This is a genomic window from Leuconostoc miyukkimchii, assembly GCF_019656055.1.
In the GTDB taxonomy this organism is placed as follows: Bacteria; Bacillota; Bacilli; order Lactobacillales; family Lactobacillaceae; genus Leuconostoc; species Leuconostoc miyukkimchii.
The window spans coordinates 115752-133230 of record NZ_BPKY01000003.1; the positions used below are offsets into that span (position 1 = coordinate 115752).

The following is a 17479-nucleotide window of genomic DNA, read 5'->3' on the forward strand; positions in this document are numbered from 1 at the left end:
CTTGTTAAAAGTCTAGTAGCTGATCTTGCTCAAATAACAACCAACTAGACTCAGATGAGAAGGAGGTTGAGGAGAAGTGCGTTATTAATTTGCTTGTTGAATGTCTTAGTCATATTCTGTCTCCCTTTTGAGCAATTACTTGCTTGTTTCTTGATGAGTATTACTATACACGAATGATTTTATCATGTCAATACTTTTATTTTAATTAATCATAATCTCATAAACGCTAAAAATATGCTATTTATGAGGTTTATCCATACATATTAACGCCGCTATTATTGGTCAAGCAATCAAATTATGAAATATCTATTTTTAAGCGGTACTTGCTTATTTAATAACTTTCTGAATTAAACGGTCAAAATAAAAGTTAACTATATCAGGCTGATCAATCATTAAATTGTGTCCAGCATCATCGACCACCACAATATCTCCTTTTTCATTTTTTGATATTAGTTCAACTTGTTGTTTATAACCAACAACATGATCAAAACGTCCAAGCAAAAAAGTTACTTGCGTATCTGGTCCAAAATGTGTCAGCTGATCTTCAAAACTCAATGTATAGCCATTACGCTGTAATTTTTTTAAGAATTCGATATCCGCTTTTTTTATTCCTGATAAAAATAGTTTTTGATATGATAGCCAAGAATCCTGATCAATAATGACATTCATTTGTTTAAAATCTTCAATAAAATCCGAGTTACTGGTAACCGTCAACTTTTCAATGACTTTGTTCTTGTGGGCCGCTACAACTCTCTTTTCACTGTTGGCAATTACTACTGGGCAAGTGACTAACACTGCTCTAACTTGATTTTGATATTGATGAGCTATAGCTTGTGCTAAATACCCACCATACGAGTGACCATAAACAATAAAAGGATTATCTTCAATGATATGATCAATAAGTCTCGTGATTTTATTAAAAATAGCATCAGAAGAAGCTATAGCGTTTGGTATAGAATCTCCCATTCCAGGTAAATCAATGTAAATTCGCTTAAATTGTTTTATGCTTGAATTTTTTTCAAAAAACTCTCTTGTTGAAACACGGTCTAAAAACAATCCGTGAATAAACAATATTGTAGTACCAGTACCAAAAGTTTCATATTTAATACCTTCATATTCACAAATTGCCATAATTCCTCCAAAAAATAACTAGACGATTCACCACGTTAATAAACTCAATCTCTTGATACTTCACAGGTAAGTCACATCAAAAATATGCTATCTAAAAAAGGCGATCATAACTCGATTTCAGTAAATGATAGCCTAACTTATTAATATTTTTTTAGATTACATTGTGCCAAACAGACGATCACCAGCGTCACCTAAGCCAGGGACAATATAACCATTATCGCTTAATGACTCATCTAATGATCCTGTGTAAATGTCCACGTCAGGATGCGCATCTTGCACAGCCTTAACACCTTCTGGTGCGGAAACAAGTGTAATTAATTTAATATGCTTTGCACCACGTTTTTTCAAAGCTGAAATGGCATCTTTAGCCGAACCGCCTGTTGCCAACATTGGATCAACTAATAAAACATCACGTTGATCAATATCTTCTGGTAACTTAATGAAATATTCCACTGGTTCAAGCGTTTCTTCATCACGGTACATGCCAATGTGACCAATTTTTGCAGCAGGAATTAATTGTACAATGCCATCGACCATACCTAATCCAGCACGCAGAATTGGCACAACTGCAAGCTTCTTACCTGCTAATTGTTTTTTTGTTGTTGTAGCAACTGGTGTTTCGACAACAACATCTTCCAATTGTAAATCGCGACTAGCTTCATACGTCATCAACATTGCAATTTCGTCAACGAGCGCACGAAAATCTTTTGTTCCGACGTTCTTGTTACGAATCATTGTCAGCTTGTGCTGGATCAAAGGATGATCCATTTCGACAAATTTTCCCATGATAATTATGTTAAGCGGGTAATTTTTTATAATTACCACGCGTTTCCTTCCAAGTTAGTTACTGATTTTATTATAACAAAAAAAAGCCCTTTCATGGAGGCTTTCTCATTCTAAATGCAAACTATTCAACACCAGCAGTGACACTTTGCTTTTTAAATACAGTAGAGGTAGCAAGTACGGCTAGACTACCAACTGCACCAACTACAGCCGGGACAACCCACCCAAATCCCAACGCTGAAAATGGTACAAATTGATGATAACCATTGACTACCTGTTGTGCTAATTGACTTGACATAAATGGTGAACTGGCCAGTGCATCCAACATAGCTGGCAAAGCAACAAAGCCAACAACACTACGATAAACAAGTGGTGAATGATTGAAATACTTTGCTGTGAGAGATAACAAGATCAATACTAAAGCAAATGGATAAAGTAACATCAATACAGGAACCGACCATGCCACGATATTAGTTAATCCAGCATTTGCTGTTACAAATGAACCAAAGGCGATTACTCGTAAGAACCATAGGTAACTTACTTTTGGAAAAGCCAAATGTAAATCTTGTGCAAATGAGACAAATAGCCCCATTGCGGTTGTAAATACAGCTAACGTCACAACAACACCAGTCAATGCCGTACCAAAATTACCAGCATAATGTGCCACGATCTGAGCAAAGGCATCGCCACCATTAGCTGCCGCTTTAAATTGACCAAGACTAGAAACACCAAGTAATACCAACATTGTATAAAGAACGGCTTCTGCCACGACACTTAATAATCCAGCTTTAGCCAATACCTTAGGCACTTGGCTATCGCGAAAACCTAAACCTTTAACAGCGTAAACAACGGACACTGCTAATGCCAATAATGCAATACCGTCCATTGTATTATAACCATCTAACACACCTTGGAATCCAGCATTACTTTGATAGGCTGTGCTAACAGATTGTGCCGTGTTACCCATAGGCATAAACAATGCCATAAGCAATACAACGAACAATAAACCTAGGAATAATGGGTTGAGATACTTACCTACCCACTTTGTTAAACCTGCTTGTTTAACTGTTAAAAAGTAAGCTAATCCAAAGAACAATGCTGAAAAAACAAGCATACCAACACCTTGGTATTTTGGTGAGATAAACGGCGCAACACCCATTGAAAATGCAGTTGCTGCAGTACGTGGTGTTCCGAAAAATGGTCCGATTGTTAAATGAATAGCAACCAAAAATGTTAACCCAAACCAATGACCAACTGGTCGTGCAACATCATAAACACTCTGACTACGTGTGACACTCACAGCTAACATTGCAAGAAAAGGTACAACTGTACCTGTTACCAAAAACCCTAACGTCGCCAGTAGCCAATTACCACCTGACATCTGGCCTAATTGAACTGGAAAAATAAGATTTCCTGCCCCAAAAAACATACCAAAGATTAAAGACGCTATAAGAACCAATTGTCGCCATGTTAATTTTTTATCAGTCATTACTCAACCCCTCTAACTTGTAATACAACATCGCCAAAGCCACCTGTAAATGATGCCTGCCATTTTCCTGCAACTAGTTTAGGTGGTAGCAAAAATGTGCCTGTTGAAGCGTGCGTTCCAGCTGGAAAATTCTTTCCTTGTTCTGCTAACTTACTAACTAGCCACTGTAGTGATAGCACTGGATTCCCTAATACTTCTGCACCGGTTCCCTGACCTACTTGTTGGTTATCATGCGTAAGTGTCGCTTTTACTTCTGCCAAATCAGATACCTTTAATGTTGCACCATCTGTTGTTGTACCAGCAACAACGGCACCGCCAACAGCCGAATCGCTTAATACTAGATATTTATCTAATTTTGGGAACCAATTTGAAAATCGTGCATCCGGAACTTCTAAAGCGGGGGCAACCACTGTATTAGCTAAAAGTTCTTCAGGGGACATCTCAGGTGTTAAATCAACCTTAGCCGTAAATTGCATTTCGACCTCAACAAGTGGTTCATTATAGTCGGCTAAATCTAGCTCATATCCTGATGTCAAAAACTTGTCAGCGAGTTGTGCCCCATATAGTGGTGAATCAGAGGCAAACATTGCTTGTGTTTCAGGTGATGTTAATGACACTTTATAACCCGCCGTTTTTTGTTCTTTACGTGACATGACAGCATCCTGTACTTGATATGCAGTAGCGAAATCCCTTACCACGCCAACGTATTTTTCACGATCCAACGGTTCGTTTGTCACAAACGCGTCAAATAGTTGCTCTGCCAGTTTTGATTGTTCTAATGTTAATGTCATAATTCTCTCCTCTTTTTAGATGAAAATAAAAAGAACACGTTGCTAGTTTCTAGCAGCGTGTTCTTACACAATAATCAGCTGCCTATCAATAAATTTGATAGGCACAACAAATTGTCAGCACCTATCACGACGTAATGATAATGCTGATAATAATTTGTGTTGTTGTGTTAGCTGATTTTCTCATGTCATTTTCTCTCTTTAATTTAATATATTTATTAAACCATATTCATAATTAGTTGTCAATGATTAATTTTTAACCTGTAATACCTGATTTTTCAGCCAATGGCACCAAAACATTCCCAATTACAGCAACCAAAATGGCAGCTGTAATAATTTCAAATATGCCATTAAATGACACAATACCAATCAACCATCCAAGAATATTATGTGTTGGTATACCAGTAAAATTAGTATGCATGACTGTAAAACCAAATGTTGTTAATAATACAACACCTGCTGTATTAATAATCGCAGACAAGGCACCCAAGATAGCTAAGCCAGCTGTACGCAATCCTAAATTTTTGTCTCGTAATAAGCGATTAAACAACCACCCAATTATTAACCCGATTAATACGCGAGGCACAATTGCTGTCAGTGGATTTTGGAACATCAAAGATCCGATAGATCCTGGCGTCGTCCAAGCTTGTAGTAACGTAATGACACCCCAAAATCCGCCAATAAATGCACCCCAACGAGGTCCTAAAACAATGCCAGATACTGCCACGGTAACTTGAATAATTGTCGGTGCAGCACCCACTACAATTGCCCCCAACGGTATATAACCTAGTCCCGGAATGAACACTTGTAATAAAATAATTGCCATAAAAAAAACGGCAACGACTAAATATTTTGTTTTCTGATTAGTCATGATAATTATCGTGTGATTACTACATAAATTTATATTAGCAAACAACACGTTTCCTCCAACTCAAAGTTTTTTAGTGTCTTATATCATATCACGTTCAACTTTATCTTGCACAAATTTTGTTTTTTACAATAATTACGGTATAATATGTTAGTTCGCACTAATAGTTTAACAGGATAAAACGGGGACCTCCTAAGTCTTTGCTCCCAGTTCGAGTCTGGGTTAGTGCATTAAAAAAAGCGCTGCGAATAATTCGCAGCGCTTTTTATATTTTCAAATTATCCCTTAATATCAGCACGTTCGGCAATTGGTAATAAAATATTCCCAATAACTGTAACGAGTATAAAGCCAACAATCATCTCAAAAATGGCATTAAATGATACAATACCAATCAACCAAGTCAAAATGTTTTGGTTCGGGATACCTGTGAAATTTGTGTGCATAACTGTAAAACCAATTGTTGTTAGTAACACAACCCCAATTGTATTAATTAAAGCTGCTATAACTCCCAAAATTCCTAATCCCACACTACGCACTGCCAACGATCTGTTACGTAAAAAATAATTAAACAACAATCCGATAAGCAATCCAACTAAAATTCGTGGTATTAAGGCCGTAAAGGGGTTTTGAAACATCAGTGACCCAATTGTACCGGGATGAGTTAAAGCATTACTAAATGACATTAATCCCCAAAACAATCCAACGACTGCCCCGTACTTTGGTCCTAATAATATACCTGACAATGCAACCGTAAACTGAATAATCGTTGCACTTGCACCTATCACAAACGCACCCAAAGGCATTGTACCAAGCCAAGGCACAATCATTTGTACCAAAATAATACCAACAAATAATGTGGCCACAATATTATACTTTATTTTTTGATTTGTCATAGTTTTTCAGTTACATTTTTATTTAGTAACCGCTCCATTACTCAATAAATGAATTATACCTGACAATTCTATTAAACACAATTAATATTCTTATTCAAGACCTTCTTGTATGGCCTCTGGATAGAATTCACGTACAATATCAGCCTCGTGTTTTGATAGTTCCGGAAATGCATCGTCCAAGCCGATATCTTCATGATACATACGATCACGTGGTGATACACTACCTACAGCATGTTTCACAGCAATCAACCATCCATCATAATTTGTTGCATCTGTGGCATCTTCTTCATTCAAAACATAAAGCTGAGATACCATTAATAACAAGCGAACATTAGCATTCAAATCCGTTAATAATTGGTGCTGTTCCTTTGTCAAATACAAAGTTAATGCAGCTTCCGCATTTTTTCCAATCAACTCTGCTGTACGTGCCTCTTCCAGCGCTTTGTTCACTGCGTCACGCATTGACATAAATACATCCCAATTTTGTAACAATTGACTCGTATCTCCCAAATTATGCACCTCAGGCATTTCTGATAGATAAGCATAATCTGTGTCTTCGTTTGGTAGATATTCCCAAACTTCTTCAGCCGTATGTGGCAAAATTGGTAACAATAACTTTGTTAACGCTGTAAGCGTTTCATAGAAGACCGTTTGCATTGAACGTCGAGCATTACCAGTTGGTGCTTCAACATAGACAACATCCTTGGCAATATCCAAATAAAATGCAGACAAATCAACATTGACAAAATTAATTACGCGTTTAAAAATATCGTTAAATTGATAATTGTCATACGAATCACGAATGTCTTTAACAAAATTGTTTAACAGCACTGAGAAATATTGATCATGAGCAGCTCTGTCGTTAAATGGAATACTATCAGTTTTATTATTAAAATCAGCTGTATTAGCCATTAAGAAACGTAGCGTATTCCGCAATTTGCGATAACTTTCAGATACTTGTTTTAAAATCTCGTTTGACACAGGCATATCTTGTGATGTATCAACTGAAATTGTCCATAATCGTAAAATTTCAATTCCCATTTTGTCAGCAACATCAAGTGGTGATATCGTATTTCCAAGTGATTTAGACATTTTGTTGCCATTACCATCTAAAGTAAATCCTTGTGAAAGTACATTCTTGTATGGTGCATGTCCAGTAGCGGCGACTGATGTAATCAAAGATGAATTAAACCAACCTCTGTATTGATCTGATCCTTCCAAATACAAATCAGCTGGATAGTCAACATTCTCACGAGTATTCATCACACCCGCCCAAGATGAGCCAGAATCAAACCACACATCCATGATGTCTTCTTCTTTTTTGAACTTACCGTTTGGTGAATGCTCATTGGTATAACCTTCAGGTAGCAAATCTTTAGCTTCATGTTCAAACCAATAATTAGAACCATGAGTTTCAAATAAATCAGCGACATGATTAATGATTTTTTGATCTAAAATAGGCGTTTGGTCTTCTGCATAAAAGATTGGCAATGGTACACCCCATACGCGTTGGCGTGAAATGACCCAATCACCACGATCACGAATCATGTTATACAATCGCTTTTTACCCCAATCAGGAATAAAATTCACATTATCTAATTCTGACAAGATATTTTCACGGAATTTTTCAACTGATGCAAACCATTGTGGCACAGCACGCCAAATAATTGGCTTCTTTGTACGCCAGTCAAAAGGATATGAATGGTTAATTTTTTCTTTAGCTAAGAATAGGTCAGCTGCAGTTAGTTTAGTTATAACAGTGTCAGCAACATCATCATAAAATTTGCCTTCAAAATCTGGTCCGGCATTCTTAGTCATATAGCCTTTTTCATCTACCGTAACAACGGCGTCAAGGCCATATTCTTTACCAACATTAAAGTCATCTTCACCAAATCCAGGAGCTGTATGAACTAATCCAGTTCCTGCATCAAGTGTCACGTGGTCACCGTTCATGACCAATTCTTCAGTGTCAGTATCCCATGGATGATAAGCAGTAATACGATCTAGTTCTTTTCCTTTGTATGTTGCGACAGTTTCATATTTTTCCCAACCAAATAATGGTGTGATAGCATCTAGTCTACCTGTTGCCAAAACAAACTGACGAGATTCACCTTCTGGTTTAATGACTGAATAATCTATATCAGCTCCAAGTGTAATACCACGTGATGCTGTTACTGTAAATGGTGTTGTTGTCCAAACAACAAGGAATGTATTGTCATCAAGAATGCCATGTCCATCTTTTACCTTATTTGCATAGTAAAGTGATGTGGAATCAATATCATGATATTCAATTTCAGCTTCAGCTAAGGCTGATTCAGATGACCAAGACCAATAAACAGGTTTTGAACCCTTAAAAATATAACCCTTGCCTGCCATTTCACCAAAAACGCGCACTTGTGCTGCTTCAAATTCTGGTTGTAATGTAATGTATGGGTTTTGCCAATCGGCCATAATACCTAAACGTTTGAAATCATTTCTTTGCTTGTCAACTTGTTCTAAAGCAAAATCTTTTGCTAGATCTCGCCATGCTGACTTAGGCATTGATTTACGATCATGTCCAGCTTTTGTCAACTGTTGTTCTATAGGTAACCCATGTGTGTCCCATCCAGGAATATAGGGTGCATAAAATCCTGCCATATTCTTATATCGAACAATAATATCTTTTGAAATTTTATTTAAAGCGTGACCTAGATGAATATTACCATTAGCATATGGTGGCCCATCATGTAAATTAAAATGTGGTTTGTTTTCATTCTGTGCTAATCTTTGATTATACAAATCATTGTCATACCACTTCTGTTGTCGGATTGGTTCAGTCTTTGGTAATGATCCGCGCATTGGAAAAGCTGTTTTTCCAAGATTAAGTGTGTCTTTGTATTTCATAAATTTTCTCCTATATATTGTTCTGATTAACGAGATAATTCAGGTAAATAAAACATCAAAAGCGCCCCCATGTCTTTCGACACAGGGACGCCTTCACGTGATACCACCCAAATTTAATTGTTCAATGAACAATCCTCAAACCAGTGTTAACGATCTGCACCGTTTGAACCTACTAAAATTCAATTCAACAAACTCATAACCGATTTGAAAGACTACAGGGACGATCATCTCTAACCACCATGACTCGCTGCGCGTATGTATGCCAATCTTTTTATGTTATGCTTTTTATAATTTATTATCTTCGTTTTCTGTTGGTTCGGGAAACACAACAATTGGTCCCTGTTCAGATGCATCTACTTCATCTGCTTGCTCATCTACATTTGATTCCTCATCAGCTACTTCACTGATGACAAATGTCTCATCATTTTTAATCCTATCAACACGATTGGCTGTTGCTTGCCCAATTGGCAAAAGATGAACAGATTCAGCTAAATCATCTGTTTCTAACAGTTTACGCTGAAGTGTCAATAATTTCAAGAAGGAATCTTTAAAAGATTGAACTTCCGTTCTAATTTCGTTTTGTTCTTGAATCAAATCAGCATTTTCTTGTGCCAAACTCGTTGCTTCAGCCTCTGCCTTTATACGTGCATCACCGATAATTTTTGTTGCAGATTCTTGTGCATGTGTTAGTTGCTTTTTAACTTCAACATCCGCTTCCTGCTTTAAGCGATCGGCTGCTTCTTGTGCAACAAAAATTGACTGATTAACCTGTTCACGTTTTGCTTCCAAAGCATCAACTTTAACCTGTAATTTTTCAACATCGCGTGATAACTTATCTCGTTCTGCAATGATTGTTTCATAATCATTATTAACTTGATCTAAGAAAGCATCAACTTCAGAAGCAATGTAAGCACGCGAACCTTTTTTGGTAAATTCATGTTTTAAAATCTCTTCAGGTGTCAGTACCATAACGGTCTCCTTCTAATTTTAATATATCTCATGTTAATCAACGTCGAATAATATTTACAATTGACTTGATTTTATCTTTTTTACTCAAACCATCGAATAGTTTAAGTTGCATACGACCATAATTACGAACAGATACAACATCGCCAATCGCAACCACACGGTCAGGTTTAACAAACGTTGTCCAGTTCACTCGAACTTGCTGTTGTTCAATAAGCGACTTAGCTATACTTCGTGGTATATCAAACGCTGTTGAGATAACAGTATCAATTCGCAATGACGAAAGCAATAAGAATACTTCTTCCCAATCATTATGGACAGCAATGACATCTGATATATCATGTTCAACCAGTTGAATTTTAACATGCCCTATTTTTTGAACAGTTTGCTGGACATAAGTCATCATTTTTGCATCAACAACTATTTGCCATTGCTTTTCATGTGACAAAATATCACCAAAAACATCACGCTTGATTCCCGCATGAGTCAATGCCCCTAGTATCATTGGATGATGTAACTCAGCAAATTTCACTGGATATTTAATCTCAAGGATTGCCAATTCAAACTCTGCCCCATCCACAACGTAGAAATCAGGTGCAACAAATGCACGCTGATTTTCAGCTCCTTGTGTCGCACCATTGTAATGAACTTTCAAGCCTTCAAATCGATTAACCAAGGTTTGCAAAATATACTGTTCGCGCGGATTTAAAAAACGCGTAAGAACACCCCGATATTCATCTTCACTTTGTCGAATCCAATCACTCGCTTGCTGAATAAACTGTGTTTCTTCTGGTCTAAAATGTTGTTCAATTATCGAAAAATCATCTACCATAGTTAGAAAAAGAGTAGTACCAAGTGAGACAAACCATTAATTGCAAAGTTTAATGCTATAATCGCAACAATCGGAGAAATATCGATTATTCCTCCGATTGGCGGAATAATTCGGAACAAATTCAAATATGGCGAAACAATACGATGAAGCCATTGACCTATTGTTGATTGTTGTGCACCAGGCAACCAAGACATTAAGACGTAAATGATAATTGCATATTCATAGTAATGTGCTATACGGACTATCCAAGTTAATATTTCAATCATACGATTAATACCTTGTATTTGGTTCTAAGTTATCAGTTAACGTCCCTGAAATTTCAAACGTCGCAGGCGTAACCAAAAAAATGGACTGCCCAATACGTTCAATTTCACCGTTTACTGCATAAATAGCACCACCTAAAAAGTCGAGTATTCGTTTCGCCTGCGCTTCATCAATTTGCGTGAAATTAACAATCACAGCTTCTCCACCTAATATTTGTGAAGCAATAGCCCTAGAGTCAGAATAGACTTTGGGTTCAAAAAGTGCAATTTTGCTACTTTCACTACTTGAATCCGTCATTGTAGATTGTGATGCTGATTGGCGCCCAAAATATGTCGCTTGTTGCACGGGCTTTTGATATTGTGGTTGTTCTTGATAGCCACTATCGTAGCCTTCCTCATATAAATCATCTTCTTCATTACTAAAAAGACGTTTGATTGTGTCACCTAATGCCATAGCTTCTCCTTAAACACATTAATTGTTATCCATATTGAAATAACTTCACCAATACTAACTTTAGCTACCAATATATAACAAAATCAACGTGTGCACAACTCCCAACTTTTAACGCTTCTTGAAAAATGGTGGTTGCTCGTTGTCATCTTCATTATTTGAAAAATCTACTGATGGTTCATTTGATGTTGGTGTGTTAAACACATCAAATGATTGTTTTTGAATGTCATCAAAACGGTCATCTTCAGTAAATGCATCTTTAGGCGCGCCAGTTATATTCCAATCAGCGAAGGGATCATTTTTTGGAGCTGATGTTGTTGATTTGACTGGCTCTGTTGCAGGCTTTTCAAAAACAGACGAATTTTGTGACGATGAATTGGTATTGGTATTTGCTGAACCAAAAATCTTGGCAGCATTAGCTTTAGGTGTCGCAGCAGACTTCTTATTTGCTACATCTGCTGTAACGTTTTGTAAACCTGTAGCGATTACTGTAACACGAATTGAATCACCTAAATCTTCATCGATAGAGGTACCAAAAATAACATTGACTTCGCGTCCAGCTTCTTGGGCAATGACTTCTGAAGCAGTTTGTGCTTCAAACAAGGACATATCCAATCCACCTGTTATATTTAGCAAAACATCTTCAGCGCCTGACATATCCACTTCAAGTAATGGTGATGATATAGCCTGCTTCGTTGCATCGGCAGCACGTGTTTCACCACTAGCTTGGCCAACACCCATCAAAGCAGGACCAGCATCTTGCATAACGGTCTTCACATCAGCAAAATCCAAATTGATAAATCCGGGGTTTGTAATGAGCTCAGAAATACCACGGACACCTTGCGCAACAACTTCATCCACTACTTTAAATGCTTCTGATAACGGTGTTCTAAGATCAATTCGATCCTTCAAACGTTCGTTTGTTATAACAATCAGTGAATCCACTGACTCAGATAGAGCTTGTAGTCCTTCAGCAGCAAAACGACCACGTTTTGGTCCTTCCCACTTAAAGGGACGTGTCACAACTGCAACCGTCAAGGCTCCTTGTTCTTTTGCGATTCGTGCCACAACAGGGGCTGCACCATTTCCAGTACCACCGCCCATTCCGGCAGTGATCACAACCATATCGGCACCTGAAATTGCCGTAGCAATAGCTTCAGATGATTCTTCAGCAGCTTTGGTACCACGTTCTGGGTTTGAACCTGCGCCCAAACCACCTGTTAGCTTTGGTCCGATTTGAATTTTAATGTCAGCCTTTGACTTATCCAATGCTTGCACATCAGTATTGGCAACGATAAATTCAACACCGCTAACACCTTCTTCGATCATGTGGTTGACGGCGTTTGATCCACCCCCACCCACACCGATAACTTTAATGATTGCACCGGTTTCTTGGGCGTCATCAATTGAAAAATCCATGAGTTGTCTCCTTAAATTATACTAATCTTCGCGAAATAAATTCTTAATTGTTTGTGTTAAACGGCTAAAGATACCTGGCCGCGGTTGTTCATCCACATTGCTATTATAATTATACAATGGTTTAGTGCTTAATTCAGATGACTCCACATACTCGTTGGTTTGGCTAGACGCTTGCGAAACCGGTGGTATGCTATCTTCTTCCCTACGGGACATAATTACTTGTTTAATGACTTGTTGCGTCATACTTTCACGTGAAGCAAACATTGCATACGACATCGCCCGTGTATAAGCTGGATGGCGTAAACCAATTTGATCTGGTACAAACAGCCGAACGTTGTCGCCCAAAATAGTTTTAGCAAAATCTACCATACGTGGCAAGGCAGCGTTTCCTCCGGTTAAGACAAATCCACCAGGCATATTCAAGCCATTGACTGTATTTAAAGGTTCAAACGCACGCGAGTAAATTTGTTCTAATCTCGCTGCAATGATTTCTGACAAATAATGTTCATTAGTCACCTTTGTTTTATGATCCCCAACCACTTCAACTGCAAATTCCTTATCAACACTTGCTTGTGCTGGGTCAGCATAACCAAAATCACGCTTAATTTTTTCCGCGTTTTTATAAGATATGCCTAACACCGTTGAAATATCTTTAGTGACATTATCGCCACCTTCTAAATCAACATAATTAAATTTTAACTGCCGATCGTGAATAATAGAAGTAGTTGTTTGACCACCACCAAGATCAATCAATACTGTTCCAAAATCTTGTTCGCCATCGTTTAATATACTTGTACCAATGGCTAAAGGCGCTAGAACAAATTCTTTTAATACCAAACCAGCCTTTTGAATGGCCATACGTGTATTATCCAAAATTTTGCTTGGTCCGACATAAGCAGTACCACGCATTTCAAGACGCACACCGATCATTTCATGAGGATCTTTGATACCGTCAAATCCATCAACACTAAATTCTCCAGCAATCAAATCAATCACATCATGATCTGATGAAACACTATGTGATAGCGCTTGTTGTGCAACATTTTGCACGTCAGCATAGGTAATACGTTTATTTTGATTGGCAATAGAAACAAGGCCATCAACATGAATCATTTCAATTTGGTTTGCAGGAATTCCTACAACTACTTCATTAATTTTAAAATTTGCTTTTTCTTGTGCTTGTTCAATTGCTTCGCGAATTGCACTTGCTGTAGCATCAATATCTACAATGACACCTTTACGCAATCCTTGAGAAGGTGCATTTCCTGCACCAATCACATTAAATTGATTGCCAGTTGTTTGCGCAATGACTACTTTGATAGATGTGGTACCAATGTCTAGACCTACCGTCACGCCTGAGTTATTCATGCGTCGTGCCCCTTTACAAAATTATTTTTTACAAAATATACCTAATAGTAATGATATCACAAATTATGACCCTAAAGCCACAACTTATCACTTTTGTTTATCGTTATTTTCGGTATTTTTAGTAGTTTTGTTCGTTTGTGTTGTACCATAAGCATAAGAATAAGCACCGTATTGTAAATCAACAATACCTTTAGTTGGCATTTGAGCCGCAATTCCTGGATAATAATTAATTTTGCTACCAAATGTATCCATCGTTGCATAAACAGTGTTACCATCATTCATAATGATTATTAGTCGATTAGTATTATCTTTATTAGGTGAAAAAATAATTTGACTGATATTTTGTCGCAGACTAAAATCTAATGCGACAAAAATTTTGGCTATTTTCTTGACGCTTTGTTGCGATTTAAATCCTGAATAGACTGGTGCATTACCTTCAGGGTTTGCTACTTTACTAAACGTCCCTTTACGATTAATGACATACCAACCTTTACTTTGTCTAACGTAGCCTGCTGTTACCTTTTCAACAATATCAATCGTTACTTGATTTCCTCGTAACGTGACCTTTGCAGAATCAATTTGGTCATCTTGCTCAGTGATTCGTTGTGCAATGAATTGTGTTTGGCCTATTATACGCCAGTATGGTGTATATTTCCTAACATTCGCATATTTTTCAATTTTATCTGCAGGTAACATCATTGCATTTACCTTGACTGACTGAACAGTTCGCCATGGTTGTAGCACAAAAATAATACTAGCTATGATTACAGCAAAAATGGCTAAATTTAACCAAAGCTGTAATGGTCGCTTTTCTTTTGATATGCTTTTGTTTGTGACGACATCCACTGTGTTAATCTTTCTTTTCTAAAATTGCGTCCTGTATCAACTTGTACAATCTATCACCAGCATCAGGCATTCCTACCTTGGCTACCTGTGCCGCCATATTTTCACTGATTGTCTCATCCAGTAATAACGTATCAGCTGCTTCAACAAGTGATTCACCACTTAAATCAGGTTCTGGTATGATGAGTGCCGCACCATCATCAGCTAAATTTTGAGCATTTTTAGTCTGATGGTTACCGGTGACATGCAAACTAGGAATTAAAATTGACGGAATACCAAGTACTGTAATTTCTGCAATAGAGGTTGCACCAGCTCTTGATACAATTGCACTAGTTTTAGCTAACACTTCTGGCATATTATCAATATATGGCAGAATACGTACATTGTCAGCTGCTAGGATGCCACGTTGTGCTAGTTGCGCTAACACAGCATCATATCGTTTTGGTCCAGTAACTACTACAACTTGGTAACTTCTTGCATTGAATGCATCCATTGCCTCAATTGCTGCTAAATTTATTGCTGGTGCACCCTGTGAACCACCAAAAATTAATAATGTTTGTTTATCATCTCTTAAGCCTAAAGTTTGCCAAGAAAATGTTGAAACAATGTTTGCCACTTGTTGTGCTCTTGGATTACCAACAAGCGTTACTTTTTCAGAAGGAAATTGTTGTTTTGCAACATCAAAAGCAACACCAATTCTACTTGCACCTCGTGCCAAAAACTTATTTGTTACGCCAGCTACAGAATTTTGTTCATGAATCACATTTGGAATATGTAGACGTTGTGCTGCATAAACAACAGCACCGGCGACATAACCACCCGTTCCTACGACAACATCCGGCTTAAAATCTTTAATAATTTTTTTAGATTGCTTGACAGCTTTTAAAAACAAACTGACTGTTTTTACATTATCTACTGATAATGATCGTTTAAATCCCTGAACTGATAGTTGTTCAAACGCCATACCGGTTGCCGGTACGATGCTAGACTCTACGCCACGTTCTGATCCAACATACAAAAATTCAGAATCAGGTTCATGCTGCTTAATCACTTCAGCCAATGCCAAAGCTGGATAAATATGGCCGCCTGTGCCGCCACCTGACAAAATTACACGCATATTATAGCCCCAATACTTTCTTTAGTTTAGCAACAAACTTGTCACCGCGTTCTTCAAAGCTTTGATATTGATCCCAGCTTGCAGCAGCAGGCGATAGTAACACGACATTACCTGATTCGGCTAACTTAATTGCAACTGGCACAGCTTGCTCAACATCGTCAACCGTGATAACAGGTTTATGAGCAGTACGAGCAACAGCCACAATTTTTTGTTGCGTTTCACCAAAAGCAATAACTGCTTTTACATTTTCCAAATTAGGGATTAATCGCATTAAATCATCCCCCCTGTCCAATCCGCCAGCTAACCAAATAGTTGGCTCATGGAAACTATTCAATGCAGTTTGTGTAGCCTCGATGTCTGTTGCTTTAGAATCATTATAAAATTTAACATGATTAGCCGTAAAGATATACTGCAAACGATGAGGTACGCCGCCAAATTCCTCCAATACCTTACGAATTGCGGTATTACCAACACCTGCTAGTTTTGCAACTGTTGTCGCAGCCATAACATTTTCCAAGTTGTGCGGTCCAACAAGTTTAATTTGCGTTAGTGGCATAAGGTTTTGGTTTGAAATAAAAAGATTACCATCATTAATTTCAACAGTTAACCCTATTTTCGTACGAGAAAATTCAACTACTTTTGCATGCGATTTGTTTTTAAAATCAGGTGTGTCTGGTCCGTCAGAGTTTAGCACTAGGATCTGATCAAGTGTTTGATTTTTTGTCAGTTGAAATTTTGCAGCAACATAATTTTCACGCGTGCCATGATAATCCAAATGATTAGCAAATATATTCGTAATTAGTGCAATATCTGGTTTTATATCAGGTAATCCCATTAATTGAAAACTAGATAATTCTAATAATAAGGTGTCCTTTTTGGTGAGAGGTCTGACAACTTCACACACTGGTGTACCGATATTTCCAGCTGTGGTGACATTTTGACCGTCAGCCTTTAACATCTCCCTAATTAATGACGTTGTCGTTGTTTTGCCATTTGATCCCGTAACCGCAATTAATCTACCATCAAATGAACTCAAAGCAACCTCAACTTCTGTCAGAATAGGTATATTTAACGCTTTAGCTCGTTTAACCAATGGTGTGTCATAGCTAATACCTGGGTTTTTAACCATATAATCAAACGTTGCGTCTAGTGAGTCATCACTATCCTGACTAATGAATTTTACATGATTCTCTAACAGTTGTTGATAGATAGCATCATTTTCATATTCACCGCCATTAACAACAGTCACCTGCGCGCCGAGTTCAAACAAACGTTGAGCTGCAGCCTTTCCAGAACGTGCCCAACCAAATACCAGCACTTTTTTATTATTAAAATCTTGTATTTTCATAATAACCTGATTTCTAAAATTTTTATGTACGCGAGTA

Annotated in this window: 16 protein-coding genes and 1 tRNA gene; 1 reads left to right on the forward strand and 16 read right to left on the reverse strand. The window is 37.6% G+C overall.

Features of this window, described 5'->3' with window-relative positions; genetic code table 11:
- Window positions 1-327: 327 nt before the first annotated feature.
- The 5 genes from K5Q13_RS03895 to K5Q13_RS03915 all read right to left on the reverse strand — a co-directional run bounded on the left by K5Q13_RS03895 (window position 328) and on the right by K5Q13_RS03915 (window position 5062).
- Complete coding sequence (locus K5Q13_RS03895; RefSeq protein WP_220740133.1) at window positions 328-1131, reverse strand: alpha/beta fold hydrolase; 804 nt, start codon at window positions 1129-1131, stop codon at window positions 328-330.
- Between the two features lie 156 nt (window positions 1132-1287).
- Entirely contained in the window at window positions 1288-1917 is a 630-nt protein-coding gene (gene upp / locus K5Q13_RS03900; RefSeq protein ID WP_220740372.1) for a uracil phosphoribosyltransferase, read from the reverse strand.
- A 121-nt stretch (window positions 1918-2038) separates the two neighbouring features.
- On the reverse strand, window positions 2039-3403 hold the full coding sequence (brnQ, locus tag K5Q13_RS03905) for a branched-chain amino acid transport system II carrier protein (RefSeq protein WP_220740135.1): 1365 nt from the start codon (window positions 3401-3403) through the stop codon (window positions 2039-2041).
- Window positions 3403-4194 (reverse strand): 2-keto-4-pentenoate hydratase, encoded by a 792-nt coding sequence (locus tag K5Q13_RS03910; RefSeq protein WP_220740137.1) that lies wholly within the window; start codon window positions 4192-4194, stop codon window positions 3403-3405. Before K5Q13_RS03910 ends, brnQ begins: the two co-directional genes overlap by 1 nt.
- 253 nt (window positions 4195-4447) lie before the next feature.
- A complete protein-coding gene (locus K5Q13_RS03915) occupies window positions 4448-5062 on the reverse strand; it encodes an ECF transporter S component (protein WP_220740139.1) in 615 nt (204 codons plus the stop codon).
- A gap of 154 nt (window positions 5063-5216) precedes the next feature.
- On the opposite strand from K5Q13_RS03915, the gene K5Q13_RS03920 reads away from it, so the two are divergent.
- Window positions 5217-5289, forward strand: a tRNA-Arg gene (locus tag K5Q13_RS03920).
- Between the two features lie 48 nt (window positions 5290-5337).
- Here the strand turns inward: K5Q13_RS03920 and K5Q13_RS03925 are convergent.
- The 11 genes from K5Q13_RS03925 to murD form a co-directional block, all read right to left on the reverse strand.
- Complete coding sequence (locus K5Q13_RS03925) at window positions 5338-5952, reverse strand: ECF transporter S component (protein ID WP_220740141.1); 615 nt, start codon at window positions 5950-5952, stop codon at window positions 5338-5340.
- 90 nt (window positions 5953-6042) lie between these two features.
- Window positions 6043-8835, reverse strand: coding sequence for an isoleucine--tRNA ligase (gene ileS / locus K5Q13_RS03930; protein WP_220740143.1), 2793 nt, complete (start codon window positions 8833-8835; stop codon window positions 6043-6045).
- A gap of 285 nt (window positions 8836-9120) precedes the next feature.
- Window positions 9121-9804: a DivIVA domain-containing protein gene (locus K5Q13_RS03935; RefSeq protein ID WP_220740145.1), complete on the reverse strand. Its 684-nt coding sequence runs from the start codon at window positions 9802-9804 to the stop codon at window positions 9121-9123.
- Window positions 9805-9841: 37 nt separating this feature from the next.
- Window positions 9842-10633, reverse strand: a complete 792-nt coding sequence (locus K5Q13_RS03940; protein WP_220740147.1) for a YlmH family RNA-binding protein — start codon at window positions 10631-10633, stop codon at window positions 9842-9844.
- A gap of 2 nt (window positions 10634-10635) precedes the next feature.
- The gene (locus tag K5Q13_RS03945) at window positions 10636-10899 is read right to left on the reverse strand and encodes a YggT family protein (protein ID WP_220740149.1); all 264 of its coding nucleotides are present in this window, start codon (window positions 10897-10899) and stop codon (window positions 10636-10638) included.
- A gap of 4 nt (window positions 10900-10903) precedes the next feature.
- Window positions 10904-11350: a cell division protein SepF gene (locus K5Q13_RS03950; protein ID WP_220740151.1), complete on the reverse strand. Its 447-nt coding sequence runs from the start codon at window positions 11348-11350 to the stop codon at window positions 10904-10906.
- Window positions 11351-11458: 108 nt separating this feature from the next.
- Entirely contained in the window at window positions 11459-12766 is a 1308-nt protein-coding gene (gene ftsZ / locus K5Q13_RS03955) for a cell division protein FtsZ (protein WP_220740153.1), read from the reverse strand.
- A gap of 21 nt (window positions 12767-12787) precedes the next feature.
- Window positions 12788-14134, reverse strand: coding sequence for a cell division protein FtsA (gene ftsA / locus K5Q13_RS03960; RefSeq protein ID WP_220740155.1), 1347 nt, complete (start codon window positions 14132-14134; stop codon window positions 12788-12790).
- Between the two features lie 87 nt (window positions 14135-14221).
- Complete coding sequence (locus K5Q13_RS03965; RefSeq protein ID WP_220740157.1) at window positions 14222-14980, reverse strand: cell division protein FtsQ/DivIB; 759 nt, start codon at window positions 14978-14980, stop codon at window positions 14222-14224.
- Window positions 14981-14984: 4 nt separating this feature from the next.
- Entirely contained in the window at window positions 14985-16094 is a 1110-nt protein-coding gene (murG, locus tag K5Q13_RS03970) for an undecaprenyldiphospho-muramoylpentapeptide beta-N-acetylglucosaminyltransferase (protein ID WP_220740159.1), read from the reverse strand.
- 1 nt (window position 16095) lies between these two features.
- The gene (gene murD / locus K5Q13_RS03975) at window positions 16096-17442 is read right to left on the reverse strand and encodes a UDP-N-acetylmuramoyl-L-alanine--D-glutamate ligase (RefSeq protein ID WP_220740161.1); all 1347 of its coding nucleotides are present in this window, start codon (window positions 17440-17442) and stop codon (window positions 16096-16098) included.
- Between the last annotated feature and the right edge of the window lie 37 nt (window positions 17443-17479).

What these genes read in the sequence shown, in the direction of transcription:
- K5Q13_RS03925 (WP_220740141.1), bottom strand. Translation starts at nt 5,952, where the DNA reads ATGACAAATCAAAAAATAAAGTATAATATTGTGGCCACATTATTTGTT.
- upp (WP_220740372.1), bottom strand. Translation starts at nt 1,917, where the DNA reads ATGGGAAAATTTGTCGAAATGGATCATCCTTTGATCCAGCACAAGCTG.
- K5Q13_RS03950 (WP_220740151.1), bottom strand. Translation starts at nt 11,350, where the DNA reads ATGGCATTAGGTGACACAATCAAACGTCTTTTTAGTAATGAAGAAGAT.
- K5Q13_RS03940 (WP_220740147.1), bottom strand. Translation starts at nt 10,633, where the DNA reads ATGGTAGATGATTTTTCGATAATTGAACAACATTTTAGACCAGAAGAA.
- ftsZ (WP_220740153.1), bottom strand. Translation starts at nt 12,766, where the DNA reads ATGGATTTTTCAATTGATGACGCCCAAGAAACCGGTGCAATCATTAAA.
- murD (WP_220740161.1), bottom strand. Translation starts at nt 17,442, where the DNA reads ATGAAAATACAAGATTTTAATAATAAAAAAGTGCTGGTATTTGGTTGG.
- murG (WP_220740159.1), bottom strand. Translation starts at nt 16,094, where the DNA reads ATGCGTGTAATTTTGTCAGGTGGCGGCACAGGCGGCCATATTTATCCA.
- ileS (WP_220740143.1), bottom strand. Translation starts at nt 8,835, where the DNA reads ATGAAATACAAAGACACACTTAATCTTGGAAAAACAGCTTTTCCAATG.
- K5Q13_RS03945 (WP_220740149.1), bottom strand. Translation starts at nt 10,899, where the DNA reads ATGATTGAAATATTAACTTGGATAGTCCGTATAGCACATTACTATGAA.
- K5Q13_RS03915 (WP_220740139.1), bottom strand. Translation starts at nt 5,062, where the DNA reads ATGACTAATCAGAAAACAAAATATTTAGTCGTTGCCGTTTTTTTTATG.
- K5Q13_RS03910 (WP_220740137.1), bottom strand. Translation starts at nt 4,194, where the DNA reads ATGACATTAACATTAGAACAATCAAAACTGGCAGAGCAACTATTTGAC.
- ftsA (WP_220740155.1), bottom strand. Translation starts at nt 14,134, where the DNA reads ATGAATAACTCAGGCGTGACGGTAGGTCTAGACATTGGTACCACATCT.
- brnQ (WP_220740135.1), bottom strand. Translation starts at nt 3,403, where the DNA reads ATGACTGATAAAAAATTAACATGGCGACAATTGGTTCTTATAGCGTCT.
- K5Q13_RS03935 (WP_220740145.1), bottom strand. Translation starts at nt 9,804, where the DNA reads ATGGTACTGACACCTGAAGAGATTTTAAAACATGAATTTACCAAAAAA.
- K5Q13_RS03895 (WP_220740133.1), bottom strand. Translation starts at nt 1,131, where the DNA reads ATGGCAATTTGTGAATATGAAGGTATTAAATATGAAACTTTTGGTACT.